Genomic DNA, 22253 nt, shown 5'->3' with positions numbered 1-22253 from the left:
CGGCGATGATCGGGGCATGAAGGGCTACGCGACAGCACACCTGCACAACCCCAGCACCCACGACGACGTGCTGGACTATCTCGAGCGCATCCAGGGCACCCTGGAGCCGTACGAGGGCCGCTTCCTCGCCCACGGCCCGCAGGTCGAGGTCCTGGAGGGCGACTGGCCGGGCACGGTGGTGGTCATCGAGTTCCCGTCCCTGGCCGCGGCCCGGTCGTGGTACGAATCCCCGGCCTACCAGGAGATCCTGCACCTGCGCACCGACCACATCGAGGGCAGCGCCATCCTGTACGAGGGCGTCCGCGACGGCCACGACCCGGCCAAGATGGCCGCCGCGATCCGCGAGGCGCGCTAGCAGCCCTGCACATCGCCGACCTCGCCCCGACCTTTGCGCAGCTGCCCCCGGACCTGGTCCGGACACTGCTCGAGGAGGCCGATCCGACACCACTCACCGCGCCCGCCGGCGCCCTGCGGACTGTGCCGTGGAGCGGGCGGCGCTTCCGCGCCCAACGCATCAGCGTGTTCTCGGCCCTTTCAGCTGAGCTGCGACATTCGCTGCTCTGGGATCAAGGCGCCGAGATGAGCCGACATGCGGAGTTCACCGCCACCACGAGCACGCCGGTCCACTTCTGCAATCCGGCCAGCCCGTGGTAGCCGGATTGCTCGCCAAGCCGCATGATCACGTTCACTGATCTGCCGAAAGTAGCGCGTCCTCCTGCGGGCTGGAGGGCAGTCAGGGGACGCTAGGGGCGGTTGGCGTCGGGGTCGTGGCGACCGGGTAAGAGCGGTTCGAGGGCGCAGACGAGGCGGTCGAGCCACTCTGTGGTGCCATCGTGCATGGAGGGGTGGTTCGTGACGGTCCAGGTCCTAACCGTCGCCGGGTCGAGTTCTGCAACGCCTGACATCCGGCGTAGCCGTGGCGACAGCCGGATCCCGGGCAGTTCGGCCAGGAGCACGGCGTCGTGGAGGTCCTTGCCGTCGCCGTTGCCTCGATCGGCGTGGTCGGCGACGAGCCATTGAAGTTTCCAGGCCAGTGACAGCGCCGCGCTCGCGGTCCAGAGTGCGGTAGGGGTGCCGTCGATGCGCGGGATCGCGGTCAGCACCGCGGGCTCGGGCAGCGTCTCGTCGTAGGCGAAATCGATCTGTACTGCACCGCCGTCGAACGGCACCATGACGCGGACGCCCGCCCCGTCGAATCCCGTCGTCTCGTAGCTGTAGCCGAAGGCGGCGTCAAACTCGGCTCGTGCGGGGTCGAGCCGCACCCCGTCGGGTGTCAGCGGATGGGCTTCCAGCAGTTCGAGCAGATCCATGTGCGGCCGGTCGGACTCGATATCGTCGGCGCGCAGCCAGCGCAACCCGTCCGGCGGGAGGCGTGGCCGGTAGCCGTCGGCGTCGTAGTCCTGTGCCGCCCACAGCTCGTCTCGTGGCCTGCGGTGCACGGTCTCCGGCGCGCTACGCACACGGTGGAGCCCGTCGACATACGGGTACGGCCACCAGCGATCCTGGGGCTGGACGGCTATCGGCCGGACGATCCAGTCGAGGTCGGCAGGTTCGCGCGCGTGCGGTCCCGCCCACGCCAGCATCGTGACGCTGCCGCGCAGGACCAGCGCATCCGCCAGCGGCGAGTCACCGACGAGGGCGAGGATGTGATCGATCGCCGAGCGGTGCGGGTTCATGCGGAAATCCAGCCGGCGTCCACAGCCGGGTTGCTGTCCAGCACGACGTACTCCTGTTCGACCTCGACGATCGTGAGCCCGGCCGAGGTGAGTTCCGCGAGCAGTGCGTCGAGGCGGCGGCGTGCTTCCGGGCGGCCACAGCCGCGGCAACGCTGGGTGACGAACCGCTCATGGCGCCCGTCGGGGTCACCCCGGCGGGCGTTGCGGGACACATGCGCGGTGTGCCACAGGCTGATTCGCCGGGCCAGATCGATGCCGGCATTATCGAGGACCAGCTTGACGTGGTGCTCGAAGTACTGGTCCGGTGGGGCTTCCGCATCGAGCTGTGGCACACCAGCGTTGAACGGCGATGCCTCCACCTTCACCCGCACGACCGTGAATCCGTCCCCGGCCAGCCGATCCTCCCAGCCGTGCGCCTCGGCGGCCACGGCGGCGAGCCGGCCACGGGTGCGTAGCGTCAGCATTGGCTGGTCGGGAGTCACACCGCGGTCGAGCACGATACGGGTGTACTTCAGCCCCTGCGCCAGGGCGAATCCGGCGAGCCGCGGATCGGCCAGCAACGTCAGATGGATCTCGAAGTCCCCGTCAAGCACGCCAGCGAGGCTAACTCCCTCGACAGGCCAACCGGCGGCCATCCCCCGGCGACCGCACAAAGGTGAACAGCCAAGATCACGTTACCGGATCTGCCGCGAGGTGCTCGGTACCGACGGTGCACGTCGACTCCAGGTGCCCGTGACAGGAGGCGCCCGCAATCCGACATTGATTTACTTCGCTCACTCTGGCCGCGGGGTTGAACACGAAATTTGCTGTGCTGCCCTCGGACGTAGGCGGCACGCGGTGCTGGTGCTGGTGCTCGACGAACACGAGTACCTGCGGCAAGTTGAGCTGCTGGCCGGCGACGTGGTCCGCGCTGCGGCCGAGGAAGGCTGGCTGACCCATGGTGCCGACGCGGCTGAGGCCCCGCTTTGCACCGTGCGGTCAACGAACTTGCCCGCGCGCTGACACACTGGCATTTCGTCGGTGACGGCTGTCTCGACCCGACCGGGAAATGCTGCCACTCAGCGGCGCCGCCGTCATCACACCGGGTCAGACCACAGCGGCCCAAGACACCTACGAAGCTGGATGCGAACGTCTTGGCGTCGTCGCTCGCGACGAGGGCCGGGCACTGTGGCACACCTGGGACGACCAGGGCCGGCGTGCACCGTGGTCACCACCTGCCCTGGACACCACCCGTACCCTGCTGGACAACTGATCCCATGACTGGGACCTGCATCCCGTACGGCCACGACGGGCTCAGATCGCTGCGGTGCACGCCCGCCGGCTCGCGCCGATCACGTTCTCACCCAGCCATGCCACCAAGGCCGGCCTCGGCGGACGCTGCACCGGCCTGACCGCCACCCGCGTCCTGGCCGCCTACGAACTCCTGCAACCGACTGACCGTGGCCGGTCCCGGTGGTCCCGGGTACGACGACGTCAGCGAGACTGGGAGCAATGCCGCTCTAACGATCTGGAGTTTTCCTATGCCGCACGGGATCGTCCGCTGGTTCGACGCCGAACGGGGGTTCGGCTTCCTCGCGCCTGACGACGGATCACCAGACGTGTTCGTGCACGCCTCCGAGATCGTCGGGGACGGCGGCTCGAAGGTGCTCCGTGAGGGCCAGGCCGTCGAGTTCGAGGCCGGCAAGAACGACCGCGGTCCCCAGGCGCTGCACGTCCGCGTCACCGCTGAGCAGGCCGCCGGCGGTGCCGTGGGCCTGCTCGGCACGGTCAACTGGTACGAGCCGACCAAGGGGTACGGGTTCGCATCGCCAGACGGCGGCGGCCCCGACATCTTCGTGCACAGCTCGGCCATCGTGACCGGCGGCGTGGTCAGCGACGGGCAGCGGGTGGCCTTCGTCGTCGTCGAGGGCGAGCGCGGCCCGCAGGCCGCGCACGTGATCCCGCTCGGTCCTGGGGCCGGCCTGTCCGCCACGGCAGGCGGTGCCGACGGGGCGGACGGAACCGTCTCCTGGTACGACGAGGACAAGGGCTTCGGCTTCATCGCCTCCGACTCCGGCGCCGGGGACGTCTTCGTCCACGCCCGGTCCCTGGCCGAGGGCCTCACCTGGCTGACAGAGGGCGACCGCGTGGCGTACGAGGTGGTCAGCGGCGACAAGGGCCCGCAGGCCCGCGACGTGCAGCTGGTCCGAGGGGCCGAGCCCGGGCCGCCACCCACCAGGAGTAAGGCGCCGTCACAGGGCGTGCCCGCACGCGCGGGCCACGGCGTCGTCGCACGTTACGACGGCGACCGCGGGTTCGGGTTCATCACCCCGGACGCCGGAGGCGACGACCTGTTCGTCCACGTATCCGTGATCGCCGGGTCGGAACCGCTGCAGCAGGGCGACCACGTCCGGTACACGGTGCGTCAGAGCGACCGGGGCCCGCAGGCCGACCGCGTGGAGCGCCTCTGACACCGATGCAGACGCCACCGCGCCGGCGTCCCGGCGCCGAAGAGCTCGAGCGTCAGAAGGTCGTCCTGCTCGGCGAGATCCCGGGTCGCGACGTGGATCGGCTGGGCAGCGAGCATGGTGCGGAGGTCGGAGAACGGCCACGATTTGCCCAGCAGATGCCGAAGTTCGACCAGGACCTGTATGGCGTCCTGCGGGACCTGGTCAATATAGCTCGCGATCCAAAGCCGTGCTCCTGCTTCAGAGGGGGTTGCCGCGGCCGCCGGGTAGGACGCCGCAGTGGCGGCAGGCGCGGAGGGGGCGTCGATCGTCGGCGCCGCAGACAAGGCACCGGCCGGCCGGGTCAACCCCCGCGGCGCAGGCGTCGAGCACCCGGCGCACCACGACCGGGAGCGGCTCCGCCGGATGCTGCTGTGGGTCAGGGCAGTAGGCGATGGCGTGGCAGCCCCGCGAATCCCAGGGATGCAGCGTCGCCGGGGTGCGCCGGCCCTCCCGCTTCTGCAGGCGCCGCCGGGCGGTGAACGCGACCGCCCTCGGCAGCACCAGCGCACGGGCCGCCTCGAGTTCGGCGAGCGCTCGGACCAGCGACGCGGGATCGGCCTCGATGCGGTGCGCGGTTGCCAGGTGATGCCACGTGGCGTTGAAGCCGTACGGCGCGAAGTGGTGGACGCAGTTCCGCAGGTGCAGGCGGCGTTGCCGGGGGTCGAGGCGTTCGTCACGAACCCGGCGGGCGATCGCGGGGAAGCTGGTCATCTCGGCATGCCGTGGCTGGCCTAGTCGCGGCCCTGCCAGGTGGTGATGCAGGCCTCGTTGCCCTCCGCGTCGGCCAGGACCCAGAAGGCCGGGGCGTGGGAGTCCGCGACGAGCCGGCCGCCGGCGGCGAGTGCGGCCGCCACGCGGGGCTCGGCCTCCTCGTGGGGCACGGAGATGTCGATGTGGATGCGGTTGCGCTGGGGGCGTTGCGCGTCCATCTGCTGGAACCACACCGCCGGGCTCAGGCCCAGCGGGTCGATCAGGGCGGCGCCGTAGCCGTCCGGGGTGTCGGCGTAGGCGAGGGCGGCCTTCCAGAACGGGCGTACCGAAGCGATGTCCAGGGCGTCGATGGCGAGCTCGAGCTGCTGGGTCTGTGCCGGTACCGTCGCCAGGTCCAGCTCGGCGAGGACCTCCGTGAGGCGTCCGGCCAGGGCGACGCCGGTCGTGGTGAAGTCGGTGATGGTCAGCAGCACCCGGTCGGGGCGCAGGTCGATGAACAGGTTGGCCGGAAGGCCGGCGGCGCAGGCGGTGGCGGCCGCGGCGGCCTCGGCCAGGGAGGTCACGGGCACCGTCGCGCGGAGGGTGCCGAGGATGTACCGCCAGCCCAGGTCGGCTACGGCGGCCTGGGCGGCGGCACGGGTCAGCGGGGTCACCCAGTTACATATACAGGTCTACGCCCTGTCCGTCGCTGAGGTTCGCGGCGACCTTGCCGCCGTGCTTGGCCCCCATGAGCTGGCTCAGGGTGTCGGCCTGGGCGTTGACCTGGGCCTTGCGGGCGGCCGGGTCGACCGGGGCGCCCGCGTTGGGAACGCTGAAGGTGATCGAGTCGCCGATGCGCATGCGCTGTCCTCCGTGACGTGCGGCTCATGGTCCCCATGCCATCGGCACGGGGACCAGTTCACCTAAGGCAAACGCAGCTGCGCGGCCAGGGCGACCAGCGCGGCGAGCATGATGGCGGCGCCGTACCAGAGGACGGTCGTCAGCAGGCCCAGCGGGGCGACGAGCTGTCCGGCCACGATTGCCGGTACACCGAAGCTCAAATAGGCGACCAGGAACACCGCCGCGAACAGGGCCGCTCGCTGGTGGGCCTCCGCGAGGGGGCCGATGGCGCGCAGGGAGCCGGAGAACGTGGCGCCGAAGCCGGCCCCGCCGATGAGGCCGCCGAGCAGCAGCAGGGGGAGCACGCCGGCGGCGATGCCGATGAGCACGATCGCGGTGCCGGCCAGGACGGCGACGGTGCCGAGGCGGACGACCTTGCGGGCGGGGTGGCGGCTGAAGAAGTACGCCGCCGTGGCCGCGGTGGCCGGAGGGATGAACGCGGTCACGCCGTTGAGCAGGCCGCTGCTGTGGTGGAAGACGTCGCGCAGGATGCTCGGGGACAGGCCCATGAACAGGCCGGCGAGCATCCAGGACGCCAGGTGGGCGGGTGCGGCGGCGAGGAAGTCGGGGCGGGCGGCGTGCGGTACCGAAACCTGGGGCTTCAACGCCGCCAGCGCGCCCGGGCGCGGGCTGACCGTCTCCCGCGACAGGACCGCGGTCAGGGTGCCGACGGCCATGATGGCGGTGAGGCTGGTGAAGACGATGAGGTTGGCCTGGTGCGTGAACTGCACGGCCGCGCCGGTGAGCAGCGCGCCGAGGCCCAGGCCGCCGGCGGGGGCGACGGCGCCGAGGATGCCGCCGAGGCGCTTGTGGCGCTCGGGGGCCAGTTCGACCAGGGCGGCGGTGAACGCGCTGCTGGCGGCGCCGGTCGCGAGGCCCTGCACGATGCGGGCGGCGATCACCCAGCCGATGTTCGGGGCGAACACGAACATGAGCATCGCGGCGAACTCGACGGCCAGGGAGCCGATGAGCACCGGGCGGCGGCCGACGTGGTCCGAGAGGGAGCCGACCACGACGAGCGAGGCGAGCAGGCCGAACGCGTACGCGGCGAAGGCGACCGTGAGCACCCACGGCGCGAAGCCCCACTCGCGCTCGAAGAGCACGAGCAGCGGGGTGGGGGCGCCGGCGGCGAGGTACAGCGACCCGAACGCCAGCGCGGCGCCGGTGAAGGCCACCCCGGCGGGGAGGGTCCGCCGTTGAACCAGTGATGCGGTCGTCATCGCGCAACTCCTAAAGCAAAGGTCTTTGCGTTACGCTGAAGCTAACGCCACCCAGCCTCGCTTAAAGCAAATATCGTTGCTTTAGTTAGGAGCGTCACACCATGTCTGCCCCAGTACGCCGGCCAGGCGGGCGCAGTGCCGCCGTGCTGACCTCGATCCGGTACGCCGTGGAGGAGCTCGTGCGCGAGCGCGGGGCGGAGAAGGTGACGATCCCGCTGGTCGCCGAGCGGGCCGGGGTCAACCCGACCAGCGTGTACCGGCGGTGGGGCGACGCCGCGACGATGCTCAACGACATCGCGACCTACCGGCTGGACCCGGAGCGGGAACTGCCGCACACCGGCGACCTGCGGGCCGACCTCATCACCTGGGCCCGCGAGATCGTCGAGCACTATCGCAAGCCGATCAACGCCGCCCTCCTGCGCAGCGGCAGCGCCAGCGCGGGCGAGGAGGAGACCGAGTGCCTGCGCAACCGGCGCACCGAGGGCCTCGCCATCGTGGGCGAGCCGGCCGCCCTGAGCGCCGACGAGCTGATCGACGGGCTCATCGGCCCCCTCGTGTACCGCGTGATCTACCTCCCCTGGACGCTCGACGACGAGCTGCCGGTCCGCCTGGTCGACAAACTCCTGCGGGCATAGCGTTGGACGCATGAGTCGTCCGCATCTGATCCCCGGCCCCGACCACCCGATCACCGTCACGCCGTCCGACGTGCGGGTCGTCGTGCGCTCCGGCGAGCACGTCGTCGCCGACACCACCAGCGCCCTGGCGCTGCAGGAGTCCACCTACCCCGTCGTGTACTACGTGCCGATGGAGGACGTCGACCAGCAGCTGCTCGAGCGCACCGACCACAGCACGTACTGCCCGTTCAAGGGGGACGCCTCCTACTACTCCGTCGTCACGCCGGACGGCACCGTCGACAACGCCGTGTGGAGCTACGAGAAGCCGTACGACGCCGTGTCGCCGATCGCCGGGCGGGTGGCCTTCTACACCGACCGCCTCGAAGTGACCGTGGTGTCGGGTTCCTGACGGGTTCTCCGCGACAACGAAAAAGATCTTGTAAACGGAAATGCCCTCCCCGCTCGTCTAACCCTCGGGCACCGCACGGCCGCGCCGTTCGGACATTGCGGGCAATACCACACGGGGGTTTTGCTCGGCGGCTCCCCTTGAGTACCGTTCGCGAACGGGGAGGGCACGAGACATGTTGAGTCGCCGCAAGATGCTGGCCGCCGGCGCGGGAGTCGCCGCGGCCGCCGCGCTGGCCGCGTGCAACGACGGGAACAAGGGGAAGGCCGCCTGGACCGGCGGGGGCTCGCCCGGTCCGGACGGGGGCGGCGGAGGCGGCGGCGGGGCACCCGCGACCGTCACCATCACGCCCGCGGCCGACACCAAGGACGTCGCGCCGACCAGCCAGGTGACCGTCGCCATCGACAACGGCACGCTCAACACCGTCACGGTGGCGGCCGGCGGCAAGAACCTCGACGGCAAGCTCTCCGACGACAAGAAGAACTGGACCTCCAGCGGCGCCCTGGCCTACGGCCAGACGTACACGGTCACCGTGGCCGGCGCCGGCGCGGACGGCAAGGACGTGAGCCAGAGCAGCAGCTTCACCACGCTGCAGCCCAAGGCCGTGGCCAGCACCACCTTCCAGGCCAACCCGATGCTCGCGCTGAAGAACGGCGGCACCTACGGCGTCGGCCAGCCGGTCATCGTGTTCTTCAACAAGGCCGTCAAGAACCAGGACGCCGCCGAGCAGGCGATGCAGGTGACCACCTCGCCCGAGGTCGAGGGCAAGTGGCACTGGGTCACCAGCCAGAGCGCGCACTGGCGGCCGGAGAAGTACTGGGCCAAGGGCACCACGGTCAAGGTCAGCGTCAACCTGCTCGGCGTCGACCTGGGCAACGGGGTCTACGGCGGCGGCAACTCCAGCGCCAACTTCTCCATCGGCCCGTCCCGCATCGCGATCGCGGACTCCAACACCAAGCAGATGGAGTGCTGGATCGACGGCCAGATGGTCAAGAAGATCCCGGTCAGCATGGGCAAGGGCGGCGAGACCAAGGGCTCCAAGGGCGAGACGATCGACTTCTTCACCCGCTCCGGCGTGCACGTGCTGATGACCAAGGAGCCGCTCGTCACGATGAGCTCCGCCAGCTACGGCATCACGGACAAGAGCAACCCGAACTACTACGAGGAGAAGATCAAGCTCGCCTGCCGGATCTCCCTCTCCGGCGAGTACGTGCACCTCGCCGACTGGAACATCCCGCAGCAGGGCAAGGCGAACACCTCGCACGGCTGCATCAACGTGGCCCCGGCCAACGCGCAGTGGTTCTACGACACCTTCGACGTCGGCGACGTGGTCGAGGTGAAGAACACGCCCAAGAACCTGCCGCTCACCGACGGGCTGGGCGACTGGAGCCTGCCCTGGAGTCAGTGGTAGGCCAGCAGCTCCCTGAGGGTCGAGGCGAACGCCCGCGGCCGCAGCACGTGGGCGTTGTGGCCGCCCTCGAACACCGCGAGGTCCCGGCCGAGCTTCTTGGCCAGGGCCTCGACCGGCGCCGCGGGTAACTTTCCGCGGCTGCTCGCGCCGGCGGCCGGGACGACCAGGTCGGCGAGCAGCGGGCTCTCGTAGAGCCGGAACCGGCGCGCGGCCGGGGCGTCGTGGGTGAGGAAGAACGCCAGGTTGGCGGCGCGCCCGGGGTCCGGCGGCGGGAGCTCGACGCCCGGCTCCCGGTCGGTCAGGTCCAGCCCGGTCAGCGCGAGGAAGTGCCGCATGGCGGCCGGGACGCCCCCGGTCCGGAAGGCCTCCTCGACCGCGCGCTGCCGCGCCACGAACGGCTCCGGATCGTCCATGAGCTGCGTCAGCGGCGGCTCGTACGCCACGACGGCCCGCACCAGCCCCGGGTACCTGGCCGCCAGGTCCAGCCCGATCAACCCGCCGATGCTGATCCCGAGCACGTCGACCGGCCCGCTCGCCTGGGTCGCCAGCAGCAGCGCCAGGTCGTCCGTGTGCGACTCGATCGTCACCGGGCCGTCCCCGGCCGGGCTTCTGGAAAGACCGCGGCGGTCGTACGTCATGACGGTCCGGTCCCGCGCCAGCTCCTCGACCAGCGCGGGCGAGGCGTCGGCGTCCCCGTCGCCGCCCTGCACGACGACGAGCATGGGCCCGCCGGTTCCCTGCTTCCTGAAGTACATGCCGCGACCGTAAAGCATCACTTCTGATACATCAAGTCTGTTGTATCGTTCCTGATGTGAACGCACTCGAGCTGCTCATGCTGGGCCGGACGCTCATGAAGCTGGCGGGATCCGCGATGCCGGTCCTGGGCGACGACGACTCCCTGCCGGCGAGCGTGCGCTCGGTGCTCATGGACGTGTCGTCGCATCCGGACAGCTCGGTCGGCGCGATCGCGGAGCGGACCGGCTTTCCCCAGAGCCACGTGTCGGCCTCGATCGCGCGGTTGCAGGAGCGGGGCATGGTCGCGACCGCGCCGGACCCGCGGGATCGTCGGCGCACGTTGGTACGAGCGCAGACGCTTCTGGTCGTGCACGCGTCGCCGGCGGACGACGTGCTGCTCGGCGCGCTCGCCGACCCGGAGGCGTTGCCCGAGGTCAAGGCGGCCCTGGAGACGCTCCGGCGGCACCTGCTGGCGTGATGCGGCCGTTGGTGACGGCCTAAATGCCGACATGTCGGAAAAATCCCGCTGTGGAGCGTATTGTGCATGATCGCAAGGCCCGTGGGGCTGAACCCGACGCGTCGGTGCGTGTGTCCGGAAATATCCGGATTTAGCGTCTTTCACGCCTGATAGGGACGTGCTTTCAAAACGGGGGACTTCGTGAGGCCATATGCCGCGGCGGGACTGCTGGTGGTGCCGGCGGCGGTGCTGACCGCCAGCGTGGCCGCCCATCCGGAGCCGCCGATCCAGCCGGCGTTCGACACGCCCGCCGCGACCACCGGCGGCCTGCGCCCCGGTGACGTCGTGCGGGGCGCCTCGTTCGCGACCAGGGCCGGCGACCTGGTCGGCTACGACCCGACGGCGGACATCCTGGTCACCCAGGCCGCCGCGGGCACCCAGCTGACCGGCGTCGACGCGCACACCGGGATCGTGCGCTGGCGGCGGCAGCTGGACGGGTCGGCGGAGTTCGGCACGGTCCTGTGGTCCCAGAGCGATCTCGGCGCGGGGTCGGTGCTGGTCAACACGTACCACCGGGACACCAAGCAGGCCGAGCTCACGGCGCTGTCCACGCGCACCGGGACGGTCCGCTGGCGGATGCCGCTGACCGCGCGCTCGGAGGCGATGGCGGCCGGGCCGGCGCTGCTGGTCGGGGAGCCGGCCGAGGACGCGTCGCCGACGCAGTGGGCCGACCAGCGCGACGCCCCCAAGGCGGCCAAGTCCGGCAACGCGCGCAACGCCGACCGCACCGAGAAGGGAAAGGCCACGCCGTCGGCCAGTTGGGGGCCGCACGCGGCCACGTCGCCGAGCGCGACCCCGAAGGCGCACAAGATGCGCCCGGCCGATCCCACGCCCACGCCGTCGGCCTCGGCGTCCCCGTCCGCGTCGCCCAGCGTCAGCGCCAAGGCGGACGAGCGGGGATCGGGCCGATCGCGGCTGGGCCACACCGACGAGGACGCCGCCACGGTCGCCACCCGGGACGCGCCCGCGCCCGGCACCATCAACGCCGTCGCGGCCGGGGACGGCGGGCGGCTGTGGAGCGCGCCGCTGCCCGAGGACTGCGACCTGCGCGCCACCGCGGGCGACGGGCGCACCACCGCGCTGCGGCTGGCCTGCACCGTGGACGACCGGCTCGAGGACCGCCTGGAGATCCGCGACGCCCGCAGCGGGGCCCTGCGCTCGCGCACCACGCTCGACCCGAACGCCGACGACGGCGGGCTCGGCCTGCTGGTCCGCGACGGCGCGACGCTGGTCCGGGGCGCGCGGACGTTCCAGGTGTACGGTCCGGACGGCCGCAAGCTGGCCCAGCGCGACGGCGACGGGTGCGCCGAGTTCTGCGACCTGGCCGTGGAGGGCGACGTGGCGATCGTGGCGCAGTCCGGGGGCAGCGTCGACCGTACCGACGGCGCGCTCGAGGCGTTCGCGCTGGCCGACGGGCGCGAGCTGTGGCGCGCCGAGCGGACCGTGCGGGCGCTGGTCCGCGAGGGTGGCCGGCTCTACGCGGTCGGTCCCGCCCCGCAGCCGGTCCCGTTCACGGCGGTCTCGGGCGTCGGCGAGCACGGCGTCTCCGAGCCGTTCGCGACCACGCTGCCGGCCGGCGCGGTGCCCCAGCGCGGCTCCGCCGTCCTGGTGAGCGAGGGCGACAACCTTTCCTGGTACCGCATCCGCCCCGTCGACCAACCGGCCGGCTTCCTCGGCGGCGCGGTCGAGCGGCCCGATCCGTGCGGCGTGCTGTCCCCGGCCGAGGTCGCCGAGCGGCTGGGCAAGCAGCGCGCGACCGCGCACCGCGACGACGCCGCCACCTGCACGTTCACCACCGTCAAGGACCGGGACACGCTGCGGGTGCAGGTGCTGTGGGCGGGCACGGACGAGGCTTCGGCGATCAGGCGGTACGACATCGTGAAGGGCGACGGCGTCCAGCGCATCGGCACCGTGATCGTCGCGGCCCACGAGACCGCACCCAGGGCTTCCGGGACGCCGTCGGCCAAGCCGAAGGCTTCCGCCGGCGCGAAGGCTTCCGCCGGCGCGAAGGCTTCCGCCGGCGCGAAGGCTTCTGGCGGCGCGAAGCCGAAGTAGGCTCGGGCGGTGTCCGACGATCTCTGGCCCGCCATCCATGCCGAGCGCGCCGCCCTCGCCGACGAGCTCGGCACGCTGACCGACGACCAGTGGCGCACCCGCTCGCTCTGTGGCGAGTGGACGGTGGAGGAGGTCGTGGCCCACCTGACCGCCGCCGCCGGCATCGGGCAGTTCCGCTGGATCCGCAGCATGGTGGGCGCGGGCTTCAACGCCGACAAGCACAACCGCCGCCGCCTCGACGAGCAGCGCGGCGCCACCCCGGCCGAGACCCTGGCGCGGTTCCGGGCGGTCGTGACGAGCCGTACCGCCGCGTCCGGGCACCTGCCGGCCTGGCTGGGCGAGGTCGTCGTGCACGGCCAGGACATCCGGCGCCCGCTCGGGCTGCCCGGCACGCCGTCCGTGGACGCGACGACCGCGGTCGCCCGGTTCTTCGCGGCCCGCAACTTCACCGTGGCCAGCCGCACCGCGATCGAGGGCCTGCGCCTGGAGGCCACCGACGGCCCGTTCACGGCCGGCGACGGACCCCTCGTGACCGGCACGACGCTCGCGCTCACCATGGCGATGGCGGGCCGGAGCGTGTTCCTCGACGAGCTCACCGGCCCCGGCGTGGAGACGCTCCGCTCCCGCGACTCCGCCTGAGCGTCAGAAGTCGTCGTCGATGAGGCCGTACGGGGGCTGATCCGGGCGCCGCGAGTACCGCACGATCACATCGTCCGCCGCCGTCGGCGGAGGGGCGTTGTCGGCCACCACGATCTGGGCGCCCACCCCGCGCCCCGCCAGCCAGTCCTCGATGTGCCGGTAGATGCGCTCGATCGTCTGCCCGTCCTCGAGGTCCCCGAGGGCGCCCAGGTTCTTCTGCGGGCTGTCCAGCAGCAGGAACCCCGGGTGCGACGAGCGGCTCTCCCAGGCGGTCTCGAACATCGCCAGCTGCCAGGCCAGCGCGATCAGCGTCCGCCCGCCCGAGGACGCGGCGGTGTAGGGCTCGCCCCGCACGTACGGCGTCAAATCCTCGGCAAGGTAGGCATCGGCGAGCTTCGGGTAGCGGAACTCGGCCAGGATCGAGACATAGCGCCCGCTCACGCGGCGGACCACGGCGGAGCGGTCGGCGCGGCGGGACTGCGTGCCGGCGGCGCCCAGTTCGTCGCGGTCGGCCTCCAGCTGGTCCATCATCTGCAGGATGCCGTTGGCCCGGCGTTCGAGGCTCTGCACCAGGCGCAGGCCGTCGGCGGCGCGCTGCAGGGACGCCGACGCCTCCTCGCGGCGGCGGGCGATCGCGTCGCGCTCGGCCAGGAACGGGGTGACCGCGTGCGAGGTGGCCGCGTCGACCTCGGCCGCGGCGCGGGACTCGGCGTCCTGGGCTCGCGACGCGGCCGCGCGCAGGTGCGGGATCTCGCGTTCCAGGTCCTCGATGTGCCGGGTGATCTCGCCCAGGCGGGTCTTGGCCGAGCGCAGCTCGCCCGAGACGTCGACCGGGCCGACCGGGAAGCGGCAGGCCGGGCAGCGCTCGTCGGACGGGGTGAGCGCGGCCCCGCAGGAGGCGCACACGCCGGAGCCGGTCTCGAAGAGGCGGTCGGCCTCGGCGAGCATGGTCCACTTCGAGACGTCGTCGGCGTACGAGCCGCGCAACGGGACCATCCGCTGCAGCTGGGTCTCGCGGTCGCGCAGCTCGTTGTACGCGGCCAGCGCCGACCGGGACGCGTCGCGGTGCCGCTCGCGCAGGTCGGCGGCGAAGGCGGTGGTGGCGCGGGCGCGGGTGTCCAGGCCGGCCAGGGACTGGGCGCACGAGGCGAGCTCGTCCTTGGCCGCCTGGGAAACGGCTTCGAGCTCCAGTCTCGTACCGATGTGCTGGTCCTCGACGAGCTGCTCGGCCGCCCGGTACGCGGTGCGCGCCGCCGACAGTTCGGTCTCCACGGACCTGATCCGGCGGCCGATCTCCACGGTGTGGTCGTCGTGCACGTCGAAGACCACGTCGACGACCTGACGGAGTTTGAGGTGCTTCATCGGGACGCTCTCGAAGAGCAGGTCCTTGCCGTCGAGCCGTTCGTTGGGCAGGAAGCACAGCCACATGAGGTCGCGGAAACTCAGCGGGTCGTCGGTATCGAACGACAGCCGTACACCCTGGAGCTTGCAGTGCGAGAGCAGCAGGCTGGACAGGCTGTCGGGGTGGCCGGCGGGCCGCAGGGTGCGCCGCACGCGCGGGGCGGCGCCGGGCTCGTCGAGGCGGCCGGCGCGCACGTACGCGAACATCGACGGCTCGCCCACCGCCCGCTCGATGAGGTACGGCGAGCCCGACAGCTCGACCTCGAGGGTCGCCGACTTGACCTTCGGCGTGATCTCCGGGTGCCGGGGGTGGTCGTTGGCGCCCAGGCAGTAGTCGACGAACTCGAGGATCGTGGTCTTGCCCGTGCTGAACGCGCCGGCGAGCACGGAGAGCGGGCGCGGGGTGTCGCCCGGGGCGCGGAAGTCGACGTCGTAGTCGCGGTCGTCTCCGTGGAGGCGCAGCCGCCTGATCCGGATGCCCTGCGTGCGCAAGCCGATCATGGCACGTCCTTGACTGGGACGGGGAGGAGACACTGTCGCAGGTTCTCTCGAAGCTTACGACCACTGAGGCGTCGGAGTCGCCGGACGACGATGCGCACTGCTGTGATGTATGACTGAGCATACATCGCTGTGAATCGCCCGGCCATGCCCGTTCCCTCCTCCGTTAGGGCATATTTCACCCGGCCGGCGACCGTGACGGCGATCAGTCCCCGGTTGACCAGGGCGGCGAGATCACGGCCGAGGCTCAGCTGCGCGGTGACGTAGCGCTGGGCCGGGCTGGCATAGGCGACGGTACGGTCGTCGAAGCCGGCCAGCCGCAGCGCCGTACGGTCGGGATCGTCGTCGGCCCTCGCCAGCAGCAGCGGCTGCCCGGCGAGGAACTCGTACACCCCGAGGCGTTCGGCGTCGACCGGCTCACCGGCCGCGGCCAGCACGAGTAACAGCCGGGCCCGGCGGAAGGCGCTCAGATCGTCGGGCGTCATACCAGCTCCCGCCAGTGCGTGACCCAGCCGGCGCGGCGCTGCTCGACGACCCGGTGCATGAGCCCGCACCGGTGCACCACCCCGGCCCGCAGCAGCTCCGGGAACGCGCCCGACTCCCGGATCTCCCGCATCACCGCCGAGTGCAGGCCGGGCAGCAGCGCGTTGCCGGGGTGGCGGCCCGCGTGGTCGTTGAAGCCCGCCTCCCAGATGCCGTGCACGAGCCCGTCGGCCTCGTCCAGCGCGGCGAGCTCCGGGTCGACCCGCTTGTCGAGGATCTCGCGCGCCAGGAGGTCGGCGTTGAAGTACTCGCGCTTGGCCGCGCCGACCTCGACGTGCCCCGCCGCCCGCAGTTGCCGGACGAACAGCGCACCCTCCAGCGCCGCATCGTCCTCAGGTTCTAGATCATGCGTTGGTACCCGCTGTGCCCGCGCCGGCCCCGCCTGCGCGACGTACGGGTCGTAGTAGTGCCGGCGCACATGCGCGCAGTCCGGCTTGACGAGCAGGCCGCGCAGCACGTTCTCGTGCCACAGCTCGATCTGGACCCCGGTCTCCCGCTGCCGGCGCGCCTTCCAGTTGTCCCACCACTGCGCGGTCGGCGCGTCCATGCTCGCGGGCACGCACAGCACCCACTGCGCGAGCCGGTACCCGTTGCGCGCGGCGGCGGCCACGGCGGAGTCGAAGGATTCCCGGATCTGCCCCTGATGCGAGCGGGTCACGATCGGCCAGAAGTACTTCGACTGCCAGATCACGACCAGCCCGGAGAGCTCACCGAGCAGGATGTCGATCCCCCAGTCGCCGGGATTGGCACTGATGGCCCGGGCGCCGGGGTAGATCGCGGCGAGCAGCATGGCGAGCATCTGCTCGAAGTCATCGCGCGCGCCCGCGATGTTCCCCGCCCGCACCTGATGCGCGGCGAAGTTGATCGGAGGCTCGCCGGAGGCAAGGCTGGTCGATGTCGCTGTCGCCGTCATCTCCCCTCCGCATCCGACCCCCGACCTGCGTGATCTTCTATTTCCAGATTGTCACGCGCGGCGATACTACCGCTACTGTGAGCGTAGATTTCACCTGATGTGTGATCACAGTTTGTTCAGATCGATATCGGCGAAGATGGCCGCATGGTCCGATCCGGCATGGACCGCCCTGGTCATGGTGTCGTAGATCGGCCACAGCACCCCGTTGCGACCTCCCCAAACACCCTTGCGCAAGATCCCACCGCCGGTGGTCGCCGCCCACAGTGCCGGTGACAGCAGAACGTAGTCAAGCTTGTTACGCGCCGTGCAGGAACCGTAGGTCCCCGGCCGCCCGGCATCGTCGAACGCGGGATGCTTCGACACGTCCCGCAGATCGCTGTCCCGCAACAGCGGCGCGAGCGGCTCACTGTCCGGCGTGTCATTGAGATCCCCGACCACGGCAACGTAGGGCGTCGCTTGACTCTTGTAGATCGCGGCGACCCGGGCGGCCTGGCGCCGGCGGGTGCTGTCGGAGGCGACCTTGCCCCCGTACCCCTTGCTCTTGAGATGGTTGACCAGCACCACGAGCCGCTCTTCGCGTCCGGGCAACGCGAAGTGGTACTCCGGGCAGTCCCGGCTGAACACCCGCCCCTGCTCGTCGACGTCGTCGACATGGGTCCGCTGCACGGCCAGCGGAAAGTCCTCGGTGGACATCACCCCGACGTCGATGCCCCGCTCGTCGTTGCCGTCCATGACCTGGATGTGGCGGTACAACCCGCGCAGCCCACCCTCGGTGAACCGCTTGAGCGCGTGCCGGCTCTCCGCTTCCACGACCCCGAGCACATCGGCCCGCAGCTCCAGGATGACCCGGGCCGTGTTCACCAAGGCCTGCTCCTCACAGCGATCGAAGGTCAGCTCGACCCACCCGATCCAGTCCGCCCGCCCGCCGGCAATGACCTCGACCCGCCCGTCGCGCGCCCGCTTGAGCAACCGCCCCCGGTTCTGCCGCAGCCGCGCGAACTTGGCCAGGTCTCCATTGCGCAGCCCGAGTTTCGTGAGCTCACGCAGGATCTCCCGCTTGACCTCATCGGTGTAGACGGGCTCCTCGAGCAGTTCTCCGGCGCGCGCGAACGCTTCCAGCACCGGCCGCCCGTCGGCCCAGGTCCGCTGGTCCAGCGCCTTGGCCCGGTTGAACAGGTTCTCGACGTTGTAACTGGCGATGCGCATCAGGCTGAGTCCCCTCCCTCGGGGGAGCTCCGCTCCACCCAAACCCCCTCAACACCGCACCATCGCGGGACCGCCGTCGGTCGCCCACGGTGCGCATCGTCCACGAGCGTACGAGTCGATCGCCATCGCCGGGCAGAACGGCCGCGGGTCCTCGACGTTGTGACGGGCGATGCGCATCAGACACGAGAGTAGGGGTAGATCGTCACCTGCGGATGACACCGTCCCCCGGATGGTCGCCGAGTTCATCCTGGTGTTCTTCGTACTTCCCGTGGCGTTCGCTTTCGTCAAAATCCCGGGCGGCCCGATCCCGATCCTGCTCGTGCTGACCATCGCCGTGGCGTTCTACTTCCGCCGCGAGTCCCGCCGCCAACGCGAGGCCGACGCGACCGGCGCCGAGGGCCCGGGCTTCGACCGGCGCGACCTGTGGCGGCCCGAGGCGCTGCGGCCGGAGCTGCCGCGCATTCTGCGGCTGTGGGCGCTCGCCGCCGTCCTGGCCGTCGCCGCCGTCTGGGTCTTCGACCGTGAGCACCTCTTCGACCTGCCGCGGCACAACCCGGGCCTGTGGGCGCTGATCGTCGTCGCCTACCCCGTGGTCTCCGTCTATCCGCAGGAGCTGCTCTTCCGGGCGTTCCTGCTCCACCGGTACCGCAGAATCCTGCGCACCGACAAGATCGCCGCCGCCGTCAGCGCGGTCTCGTTCGGGCTGGCCCACCTGCTCTTCGGCAACCCCGTGGCGGTCGTGCTGACCCTGGCCGGCGGCTGGCTCTTCGCCCGCCGCTACCAACGCACCCGCTCCCTGCTGACGGTCTGCGTCGAGCACGCCGCCTACGGCCTGCTGATCTTCACCGTCGGCCTGGGCCGCTACTTCTACCACGGCACCAACTTCGGCAACTAGCCCAGCGCGCCGCGGACGATTGCGGTCGCCAGCTCCCCCGTCAGCTCCGGCGTCACCGTGCCCGAAGGAGCCGTCACGAGGGTGTAGAGCGCCCCGCCGTACAGCGTCAGCAGCGCCGGCACCGCCCCCGGCGGGATGTTCAGCCCCGCCTCGGCATGGTGGGCGATCGTGTACGCCGCCATCGAGGACTGCAGCCGCCCGAGGGCGTCGGCCAGGGCCGGGCGGCGGAGGGACTCGAGGTGGAGTTCGAAGATCGCGAGGTACCGGCGGCGGTGGGTGGTGGCCGACAGCAGCAGCGAGGCCGCGATCAGCGCCTCGGCGGTCCCGCCCGAGACGACCGCGGCGGCCATGTCGGCCTGGTGCAGCTCCGCGACGCGTTCGGTCACCGCGACCAGCAGCGCCTCCCGGCTGCGCAGGTAGTTCGAGGTGGTGCCCGCGGGCAGGGCGGCCCGCGCGTCGACCGCGCGGTGGGTGACGCCGTGGACCCCCGCCTCGACGAGCAGGTCGATGGCGGCGTCGGCGATGGCGGCCCGGCGGCGGTCGTTGGGTGGTGGCACGCCCCGAGTTTATGACACCATCCGTTGTACAACGATCGTAGTGAACGGAGAAGCGCCGATGGACATCATCATCGCCGGGGCCGGGATCGGTGGGCTGGCGCTCGCGCACGGGCTGCTCGCGGACGGGCACGCCGTGCGGGTGCTCGAGGCGGCCGACGGGCCACGCAGAGGTGGCGCGGCCGTGACGATCTACAGCAACGGGGCCGCGGCGCTGGACGGGCTCGGCGTGCCGCTGCCCGAGGGGCTCGGGGCGCGTATCGACGCGCTGGAGATCCGCGACGACAAGGGGCGGCGGGTCAGCCGGATGGATCTCACGGTGTTGCGCAAAGCGACCGGGTTCCCGGTGACGACCGTGGTCCGGGAGCGGCTGATCGCGCATCTCGCGAAAGGCATCCCCGTCGAGTACGGCCAGAAGGTCGAGTCAGCCACGCCGGACGGCACCGTCGTCGTCGGCGGGCGGACGCTGCAGGCCGACGTGGTGGTCGGGGCCGACGGGGCGCATTCCAGAGTCCGCAACGGCGACCCCGCCGCGTGGAACGGCTGGACGACGTTTCAGGGGCTGTCGACGGTACCGGCGAAGGATGGGCTTTTGATCGTGGGCGAAGCGGGGCTGGTCGGCCTGATGCCGGCCGGGGACGGGCTCGCGCAGTGGTGGTTCGACGTGCGCGGGGACGTGTTCGATCCGGCGGCGTTCGCGGGGTATGCGGACCCCGTGCCGGAGGTGCTCGCCAACCTCACCGGGCTCGGCTCGTTCCCGCACCTGCTGCACGAGCCGGCCTGGGGCGCCGGCAAGGTGGCGCTGATCGGGGACGCGGCGCACGTGTTCCCGCCGTCGCAGGCGCAGGGCGCGAACCAGGCCCTGGAGGACGCCTGGACGCTGCGGCGGACCCTCGCAGGCGACGGCGACCTGCGCGCCTACGGACGGCTGCGAACCCCGCCGGTGCGACTGGTCTCGCAGATGGCGGCGAGCGAGCGGACCAATCGCCCGGCCGGGCCGATCACGAAAGCCCTCGCCCGGATGGTGCCCGCGGGCCTCGCCGGGCGCGGATACGTTGCGCTGGTGCGCCGCTTCTCGACGGTACTGCGATGACAAATGTCCCGCCGATTCCCCGACTTGTGACTCCTGCGGCGATCGGGACGCGGGTGAAGAATCGACGCATGGGGATGATGAAGAACCTGATGATCGGGATCCACAAGCGCACCGGCGACCGGTTCGCGGGCATGGATCTGCTCTACCTCACCACCGTCGGGGCGCAGTCGGGCAAGGAGCGCGTCTCGCCGGTCGCGCGGTTCGCCGACGGGGAGGGCGCCTGGCTGGTGGTCGCCTCGAACAACGGGGCCGAGCGCAACCCGGCCTGGTACCACAATCTCAAGGCCCACCCCGACCAGGTCTGGATCGAGCACGGCGGGAACAAGCGCCGGGCCACGCCGCAGGAGCTGACCGGGGCCGACCGCGACGCGGCGCTGCAGCGCATCATCGCCGCGCAGCCGCGGTTCGCGGGGTACGAGAAGAAGACGTCCCGGAAGCTGCCGATCATCCGCCTGTCATAGCCGCCGGGCCGAGCGCCGCGAGATAGCCGGCCGCGCCCGTCAGCAGCGCCCACCGTACGTCGGCTCCCGCCAGGAGCGCCCCCAGCGCCGCGATGCCCAGCGCGCTGCCGACCTGGCGGGAGGCGTTGAACAGCCCGGTCGCGAGGCCGGCCCGGCCCTCCGGCGCCGCCTCGACGACCGCCGACGTGGCCGCGACCATGCTCATCGAGATGCCGAAGCCGCCGAGCAGCAACGCCGGAATCAGCCAGGTGTACTGCACGTGCCACACCAGCACCGCCAGCCCGCCCAACCCGGCCGCGCCCAGCGGAAGACCGGCGAGCATGGCGCGCCGGGGGCCGTGGCGGCGGTTGAGGCGCCCGCCGAGCCAGGTGCCGGCGAGCGTGGCGGCGGTGATCGGGGCGATGGCGAGGCCGGTGGCGAGCGCGCCGTACCCGGCCTCCTGCTGGAACCACAGCCCGATCACGAACACGGCGCCGTAGTAGGCGAAGTTGATGAGCAGCCCCACGCCCAGCGACCCGGCGAGGGTCGGCTCGGCCAGCAGCCGCCGGTCCAGCAGCGGCCGGCGCCCGCGCCGCTCGACGACCACCAGCGCGACCGCGGCCACCACGAACGCGGCGACCAGCACGAGCGGCAGCGCGGAGCGCAGGCCGGTCCGGCCCGCCTCGACCACGGCCGCGGTGAGCGCGAGCAGTGCCGCCGCCCCGCAGACCTGACCGACAGCATCGAGCGGCAGGGCATTCCGGCCGGCCGGTCCCGCAGCACCGACAAATCGCCGCACCAGCCACAGAGCAACCACCGTCACCGGCACGTTGACCCAGAAAATGGCCCGCCAGCCGAGGGAGGACGTCAGCAGGCCGCCGGCCAGCGGCCCCACGGCCCCCGCCACGCCGCCGACCAGGGCCCACCCGGCCACCGCCCGCGCCCGTTGGTCAAAGTCCGGGTACGTGGACTGCACCAGAGCCAGCGAGGCCGGCACCATGAGCGCCGCGGCCAGCCCCTGCACGGTCCGGGCAACCAGCAGCGGACCCAGCGCCGGCGCCAGCGCGCAGCCCACGGACGCCGCCCCGAACACCGCGAGACCGAGCAGGAACACGCGGCGCGAGCCGAGGCGGTCGCCCAGCCAGCCGCCGGTCAGGAGCAGACCCGCGAAGGCCACCGTGTACCCGTCCACGACCCACTGCAGCCCGCTGACCGACGCGTGCAGGTCCCGGCCGAGCGACGGCAGCGCCACGTTGACGATCATCATGTCCACGATGACCATGAACCAGCCGAGACAGAGGGCGGCCAGCGGGCGGCGGTCGTAGGTCATGAGCCCCGCCTACCCAGGCGTGCAGTTG

General features: G+C 71.6%; 26 protein-coding genes and 2 pseudogenes. 14 read left to right on the top strand and 14 right to left on the bottom strand.

Annotated elements, in window-relative coordinates; genetic code table 11:
• Nucleotides 1-16 precede the first annotated feature (16 nt).
• Nucleotides 17-355, top strand: a complete 339-nt coding sequence (locus ACQPZ4_RS14770; protein ID WP_433060523.1) for a DUF1330 domain-containing protein — start codon at nucleotides 17-19, stop codon at nucleotides 353-355.
• A gap of 211 nt (nucleotides 356-566) precedes the next feature.
• Here ACQPZ4_RS14770 and ACQPZ4_RS14765 read toward each other — a convergent pair whose 3' ends face one another.
• From ACQPZ4_RS14765 to ACQPZ4_RS14755, 3 genes are read right to left on the bottom strand one after another with little or no spacing between them, the layout of a single operon-like run.
• Nucleotides 567-689, bottom strand: coding sequence for a hypothetical protein (locus ACQPZ4_RS14765; RefSeq protein ID WP_433060520.1), 123 nt, complete (start codon nucleotides 687-689; stop codon nucleotides 567-569).
• Nucleotides 690-743: 54 nt separating this feature from the next.
• Nucleotides 744-1676 carry a nucleotidyl transferase AbiEii/AbiGii toxin family protein gene (locus ACQPZ4_RS14760; protein ID WP_433060517.1) on the bottom strand — a complete coding sequence of 311 codons (933 nt, stop codon included), beginning with the start codon at nucleotides 1674-1676 and terminating at the stop codon, nucleotides 744-746.
• On the bottom strand, nucleotides 1673-2269 hold the full coding sequence (locus tag ACQPZ4_RS14755; RefSeq protein ID WP_433060514.1) for a hypothetical protein: 597 nt from the start codon (nucleotides 2267-2269) through the stop codon (nucleotides 1673-1675). The genes ACQPZ4_RS14760 and ACQPZ4_RS14755 overlap by 4 nt, the downstream gene beginning before the upstream one ends.
• A gap of 244 nt (nucleotides 2270-2513) precedes the next feature.
• On the opposite strand from ACQPZ4_RS14755, the gene ACQPZ4_RS14750 reads away from it, so the two are divergent.
• The 4 genes and pseudogenes from ACQPZ4_RS14750 (at nucleotide 2514) to ACQPZ4_RS14735 (ending at nucleotide 4126) form a co-directional block, all read left to right on the top strand.
• Nucleotides 2514-2678: a hypothetical protein gene (locus ACQPZ4_RS14750; protein WP_433060511.1), complete on the top strand. Its 165-nt coding sequence runs from the start codon at nucleotides 2514-2516 to the stop codon at nucleotides 2676-2678.
• A 518-nt stretch (nucleotides 2679-3196) separates the two neighbouring features.
• Nucleotides 3197-3394: pseudogene (locus ACQPZ4_RS14745) on the top strand (cold-shock protein); the annotation flags it as partial.
• A 36-nt stretch (nucleotides 3395-3430) separates the two neighbouring features.
• Nucleotides 3431-3622: pseudogene (locus ACQPZ4_RS14740) on the top strand (cold-shock protein); the annotation flags it as partial.
• Nucleotides 3611-4126 (top strand): cold-shock protein, encoded by a 516-nt coding sequence (locus ACQPZ4_RS14735; protein WP_433066523.1) that lies wholly within the window; start codon nucleotides 3611-3613, stop codon nucleotides 4124-4126. The pseudogene ACQPZ4_RS14740 and the gene ACQPZ4_RS14735, both read left to right, overlap by 12 nt.
• Before the next feature lie 237 nt (nucleotides 4127-4363).
• Here ACQPZ4_RS14735 and ACQPZ4_RS14730 read toward each other — a convergent pair whose 3' ends face one another.
• From ACQPZ4_RS14730 to ACQPZ4_RS14715, 4 genes are all read right to left on the bottom strand, one after another.
• The gene (locus ACQPZ4_RS14730; protein ID WP_433060508.1) at nucleotides 4364-4876 is read right to left on the bottom strand and encodes a hypothetical protein; all 513 of its coding nucleotides are present in this window, start codon (nucleotides 4874-4876) and stop codon (nucleotides 4364-4366) included.
• 20 nt (nucleotides 4877-4896) lie between these two features.
• Nucleotides 4897-5529 (bottom strand): VOC family protein, encoded by a 633-nt coding sequence (locus tag ACQPZ4_RS14725; RefSeq protein ID WP_433060505.1) that lies wholly within the window; start codon nucleotides 5527-5529, stop codon nucleotides 4897-4899.
• A gap of 4 nt (nucleotides 5530-5533) precedes the next feature.
• Nucleotides 5534-5716: a hypothetical protein gene (locus ACQPZ4_RS14720; RefSeq protein ID WP_433060503.1), complete on the bottom strand. Its 183-nt coding sequence runs from the start codon at nucleotides 5714-5716 to the stop codon at nucleotides 5534-5536.
• Between the two features lie 62 nt (nucleotides 5717-5778).
• Nucleotides 5779-6975 carry an MFS transporter gene (locus tag ACQPZ4_RS14715; RefSeq protein WP_433060501.1) on the bottom strand — a complete coding sequence of 399 codons (1197 nt, stop codon included), beginning with the start codon at nucleotides 6973-6975 and terminating at the stop codon, nucleotides 5779-5781.
• 101 nt (nucleotides 6976-7076) lie between these two features.
• Between ACQPZ4_RS14715 and ACQPZ4_RS14710 the strand changes: the two genes are divergently transcribed.
• The 3 genes from ACQPZ4_RS14710 (at nucleotide 7077) to ACQPZ4_RS14700 (ending at nucleotide 9406) form a co-directional block, all read left to right on the top strand.
• On the top strand, nucleotides 7077-7610 hold the full coding sequence (locus ACQPZ4_RS14710) for a TetR/AcrR family transcriptional regulator (RefSeq protein WP_433060498.1): 534 nt from the start codon (nucleotides 7077-7079) through the stop codon (nucleotides 7608-7610).
• A 10-nt stretch (nucleotides 7611-7620) separates the two neighbouring features.
• Complete coding sequence (locus tag ACQPZ4_RS14705; protein WP_433060495.1) at nucleotides 7621-7998, top strand: DUF427 domain-containing protein; 378 nt, start codon at nucleotides 7621-7623, stop codon at nucleotides 7996-7998.
• A 172-nt stretch (nucleotides 7999-8170) separates the two neighbouring features.
• Nucleotides 8171-9406, top strand: a complete 1236-nt coding sequence (locus tag ACQPZ4_RS14700) for a L,D-transpeptidase (protein ID WP_433060492.1) — start codon at nucleotides 8171-8173, stop codon at nucleotides 9404-9406.
• Here the strand turns inward: ACQPZ4_RS14700 and ACQPZ4_RS14695 are convergent.
• On the bottom strand, nucleotides 9397-10161 hold the full coding sequence (locus tag ACQPZ4_RS14695) for an alpha/beta fold hydrolase (RefSeq protein ID WP_433060489.1): 765 nt from the start codon (nucleotides 10159-10161) through the stop codon (nucleotides 9397-9399). The genes ACQPZ4_RS14700 and ACQPZ4_RS14695 overlap by 10 nt on opposite strands.
• Before the next feature lie 56 nt (nucleotides 10162-10217).
• On the opposite strand from ACQPZ4_RS14695, the gene ACQPZ4_RS14690 reads away from it, so the two are divergent.
• From ACQPZ4_RS14690 to ACQPZ4_RS14680, 3 genes are all read left to right on the top strand, one after another.
• Nucleotides 10218-10619 (top strand): MarR family transcriptional regulator, encoded by a 402-nt coding sequence (locus tag ACQPZ4_RS14690; protein ID WP_433060486.1) that lies wholly within the window; start codon nucleotides 10218-10220, stop codon nucleotides 10617-10619.
• 180 nt (nucleotides 10620-10799) lie between these two features.
• Nucleotides 10800-12713 carry a PQQ-binding-like beta-propeller repeat protein gene (locus tag ACQPZ4_RS14685; protein WP_433060483.1) on the top strand — a complete coding sequence of 638 codons (1914 nt, stop codon included), beginning with the start codon at nucleotides 10800-10802 and terminating at the stop codon, nucleotides 12711-12713.
• Nucleotides 12714-12722: 9 nt separating this feature from the next.
• Nucleotides 12723-13352 carry a maleylpyruvate isomerase family mycothiol-dependent enzyme gene (locus tag ACQPZ4_RS14680; RefSeq protein WP_433060480.1) on the top strand — a complete coding sequence of 210 codons (630 nt, stop codon included), beginning with the start codon at nucleotides 12723-12725 and terminating at the stop codon, nucleotides 13350-13352.
• Between the two features lie 3 nt (nucleotides 13353-13355).
• Here the strand turns inward: ACQPZ4_RS14680 and ACQPZ4_RS14675 are convergent, their stop codons facing one another.
• From ACQPZ4_RS14675 to ACQPZ4_RS14660, 4 genes are all read right to left on the bottom strand, one after another.
• Nucleotides 13356-15254, bottom strand: coding sequence for a DNA recombination protein RecN (locus ACQPZ4_RS14675; RefSeq protein WP_433060477.1), 1899 nt, complete (start codon nucleotides 15252-15254; stop codon nucleotides 13356-13358).
• Nucleotides 15251-15736, bottom strand: a complete 486-nt coding sequence (locus ACQPZ4_RS14670) for a hypothetical protein (protein WP_433060474.1) — start codon at nucleotides 15734-15736, stop codon at nucleotides 15251-15253. Before ACQPZ4_RS14670 ends, ACQPZ4_RS14675 begins: the two co-directional genes overlap by 4 nt.
• Nucleotides 15733-16707, bottom strand: a complete 975-nt coding sequence (locus ACQPZ4_RS14665) for a hypothetical protein (protein ID WP_433060472.1) — start codon at nucleotides 16705-16707, stop codon at nucleotides 15733-15735. Before ACQPZ4_RS14665 ends, ACQPZ4_RS14670 begins: the two co-directional genes overlap by 4 nt.
• Nucleotides 16708-16812: 105 nt before the next feature.
• The gene (locus tag ACQPZ4_RS14660) at nucleotides 16813-17955 is read right to left on the bottom strand and encodes an endonuclease/exonuclease/phosphatase family protein (RefSeq protein ID WP_433060469.1); all 1143 of its coding nucleotides are present in this window, start codon (nucleotides 17953-17955) and stop codon (nucleotides 16813-16815) included.
• A gap of 187 nt (nucleotides 17956-18142) precedes the next feature.
• Between ACQPZ4_RS14660 and ACQPZ4_RS14655 the strand changes: the two genes are divergently transcribed.
• Entirely contained in the window at nucleotides 18143-18808 is a 666-nt protein-coding gene (locus tag ACQPZ4_RS14655) for a CPBP family intramembrane glutamic endopeptidase (protein ID WP_433060466.1), read from the top strand.
• Here the strand turns inward: ACQPZ4_RS14655 and ACQPZ4_RS14650 are convergent.
• Nucleotides 18805-19365, bottom strand: coding sequence for a TetR/AcrR family transcriptional regulator (locus tag ACQPZ4_RS14650; protein ID WP_433060463.1), 561 nt, complete (start codon nucleotides 19363-19365; stop codon nucleotides 18805-18807). The two genes, ACQPZ4_RS14655 and ACQPZ4_RS14650, sit on opposite strands and share 4 nt — an antisense overlap.
• Before the next feature lie 58 nt (nucleotides 19366-19423).
• Here ACQPZ4_RS14650 and ACQPZ4_RS14645 point away from each other — a divergent pair, with 58 nt between their 5' ends.
• Together ACQPZ4_RS14645 and ACQPZ4_RS14640 are read left to right on the top strand one after the other, a co-directional pair.
• Entirely contained in the window at nucleotides 19424-20455 is a 1032-nt protein-coding gene (locus tag ACQPZ4_RS14645; protein ID WP_433060460.1) for an FAD-dependent oxidoreductase, read from the top strand.
• 68 nt (nucleotides 20456-20523) lie between these two features.
• Nucleotides 20524-20916 carry a nitroreductase family deazaflavin-dependent oxidoreductase gene (locus ACQPZ4_RS14640; protein ID WP_433060457.1) on the top strand — a complete coding sequence of 131 codons (393 nt, stop codon included), beginning with the start codon at nucleotides 20524-20526 and terminating at the stop codon, nucleotides 20914-20916.
• On the opposite strand, the gene ACQPZ4_RS14635 is transcribed toward ACQPZ4_RS14640, so the two are convergent.
• Nucleotides 20900-22225 carry an MFS transporter gene (locus ACQPZ4_RS14635; RefSeq protein WP_433060454.1) on the bottom strand — a complete coding sequence of 442 codons (1326 nt, stop codon included), beginning with the start codon at nucleotides 22223-22225 and terminating at the stop codon, nucleotides 20900-20902. The genes ACQPZ4_RS14640 and ACQPZ4_RS14635 overlap by 17 nt on opposite strands.
• Between the last annotated feature and the right edge of the window lie 28 nt (nucleotides 22226-22253).

It is taken from the genome of Dactylosporangium sp. CS-033363, from assembly GCF_050942475.1.
Taxonomy (GTDB): Bacteria; Actinomycetota; Actinomycetes; order Mycobacteriales; family Micromonosporaceae; genus Dactylosporangium.
This window is presented reverse-complemented; position numbering and strand designations above follow the sequence as displayed.

What these genes read in the sequence shown, in the direction of transcription:
- ACQPZ4_RS14770 (WP_433060523.1), top strand. Translation starts at nt 17, where the DNA reads ATGAAGGGCTACGCGACAGCACACCTGCACAACCCCAGCACCCACGAC.
- ACQPZ4_RS14760 (WP_433060517.1), bottom strand. Translation starts at nt 1,676, where the DNA reads ATGAACCCGCACCGCTCGGCGATCGATCACATCCTCGCCCTCGTCGGT.
- ACQPZ4_RS14730 (WP_433060508.1), bottom strand. Translation starts at nt 4,876, where the DNA reads ATGACCAGCTTCCCCGCGATCGCCCGCCGGGTTCGTGACGAACGCCTC.
- ACQPZ4_RS14720 (WP_433060503.1), bottom strand. Translation starts at nt 5,716, where the DNA reads ATGCGCATCGGCGACTCGATCACCTTCAGCGTTCCCAACGCGGGCGCC.
- ACQPZ4_RS14715 (WP_433060501.1), bottom strand. Translation starts at nt 6,975, where the DNA reads ATGACGACCGCATCACTGGTTCAACGGCGGACCCTCCCCGCCGGGGTG.
- ACQPZ4_RS14710 (WP_433060498.1), top strand. Translation starts at nt 7,077, where the DNA reads ATGTCTGCCCCAGTACGCCGGCCAGGCGGGCGCAGTGCCGCCGTGCTG.
- ACQPZ4_RS14705 (WP_433060495.1), top strand. Translation starts at nt 7,621, where the DNA reads ATGAGTCGTCCGCATCTGATCCCCGGCCCCGACCACCCGATCACCGTC.
- ACQPZ4_RS14700 (WP_433060492.1), top strand. Translation starts at nt 8,171, where the DNA reads ATGTTGAGTCGCCGCAAGATGCTGGCCGCCGGCGCGGGAGTCGCCGCG.
- ACQPZ4_RS14695 (WP_433060489.1), bottom strand. Translation starts at nt 10,161, where the DNA reads ATGTACTTCAGGAAGCAGGGAACCGGCGGGCCCATGCTCGTCGTCGTG.
- ACQPZ4_RS14675 (WP_433060477.1), bottom strand. Translation starts at nt 15,254, where the DNA reads ATGATCGGCTTGCGCACGCAGGGCATCCGGATCAGGCGGCTGCGCCTC.
- ACQPZ4_RS14670 (WP_433060474.1), bottom strand. Translation starts at nt 15,736, where the DNA reads ATGACGCCCGACGATCTGAGCGCCTTCCGCCGGGCCCGGCTGTTACTC.
- ACQPZ4_RS14665 (WP_433060472.1), bottom strand. Translation starts at nt 16,707, where the DNA reads ATGACGGCGACAGCGACATCGACCAGCCTTGCCTCCGGCGAGCCTCCG.
- ACQPZ4_RS14655 (WP_433060466.1), top strand. Translation starts at nt 18,143, where the DNA reads ATGGTCGCCGAGTTCATCCTGGTGTTCTTCGTACTTCCCGTGGCGTTC.
- ACQPZ4_RS14645 (WP_433060460.1), top strand. Translation starts at nt 19,424, where the DNA reads ATGGACATCATCATCGCCGGGGCCGGGATCGGTGGGCTGGCGCTCGCG.
- ACQPZ4_RS14640 (WP_433060457.1), top strand. Translation starts at nt 20,524, where the DNA reads ATGGGGATGATGAAGAACCTGATGATCGGGATCCACAAGCGCACCGGC.
- ACQPZ4_RS14635 (WP_433060454.1), bottom strand. Translation starts at nt 22,225, where the DNA reads ATGACCTACGACCGCCGCCCGCTGGCCGCCCTCTGTCTCGGCTGGTTC.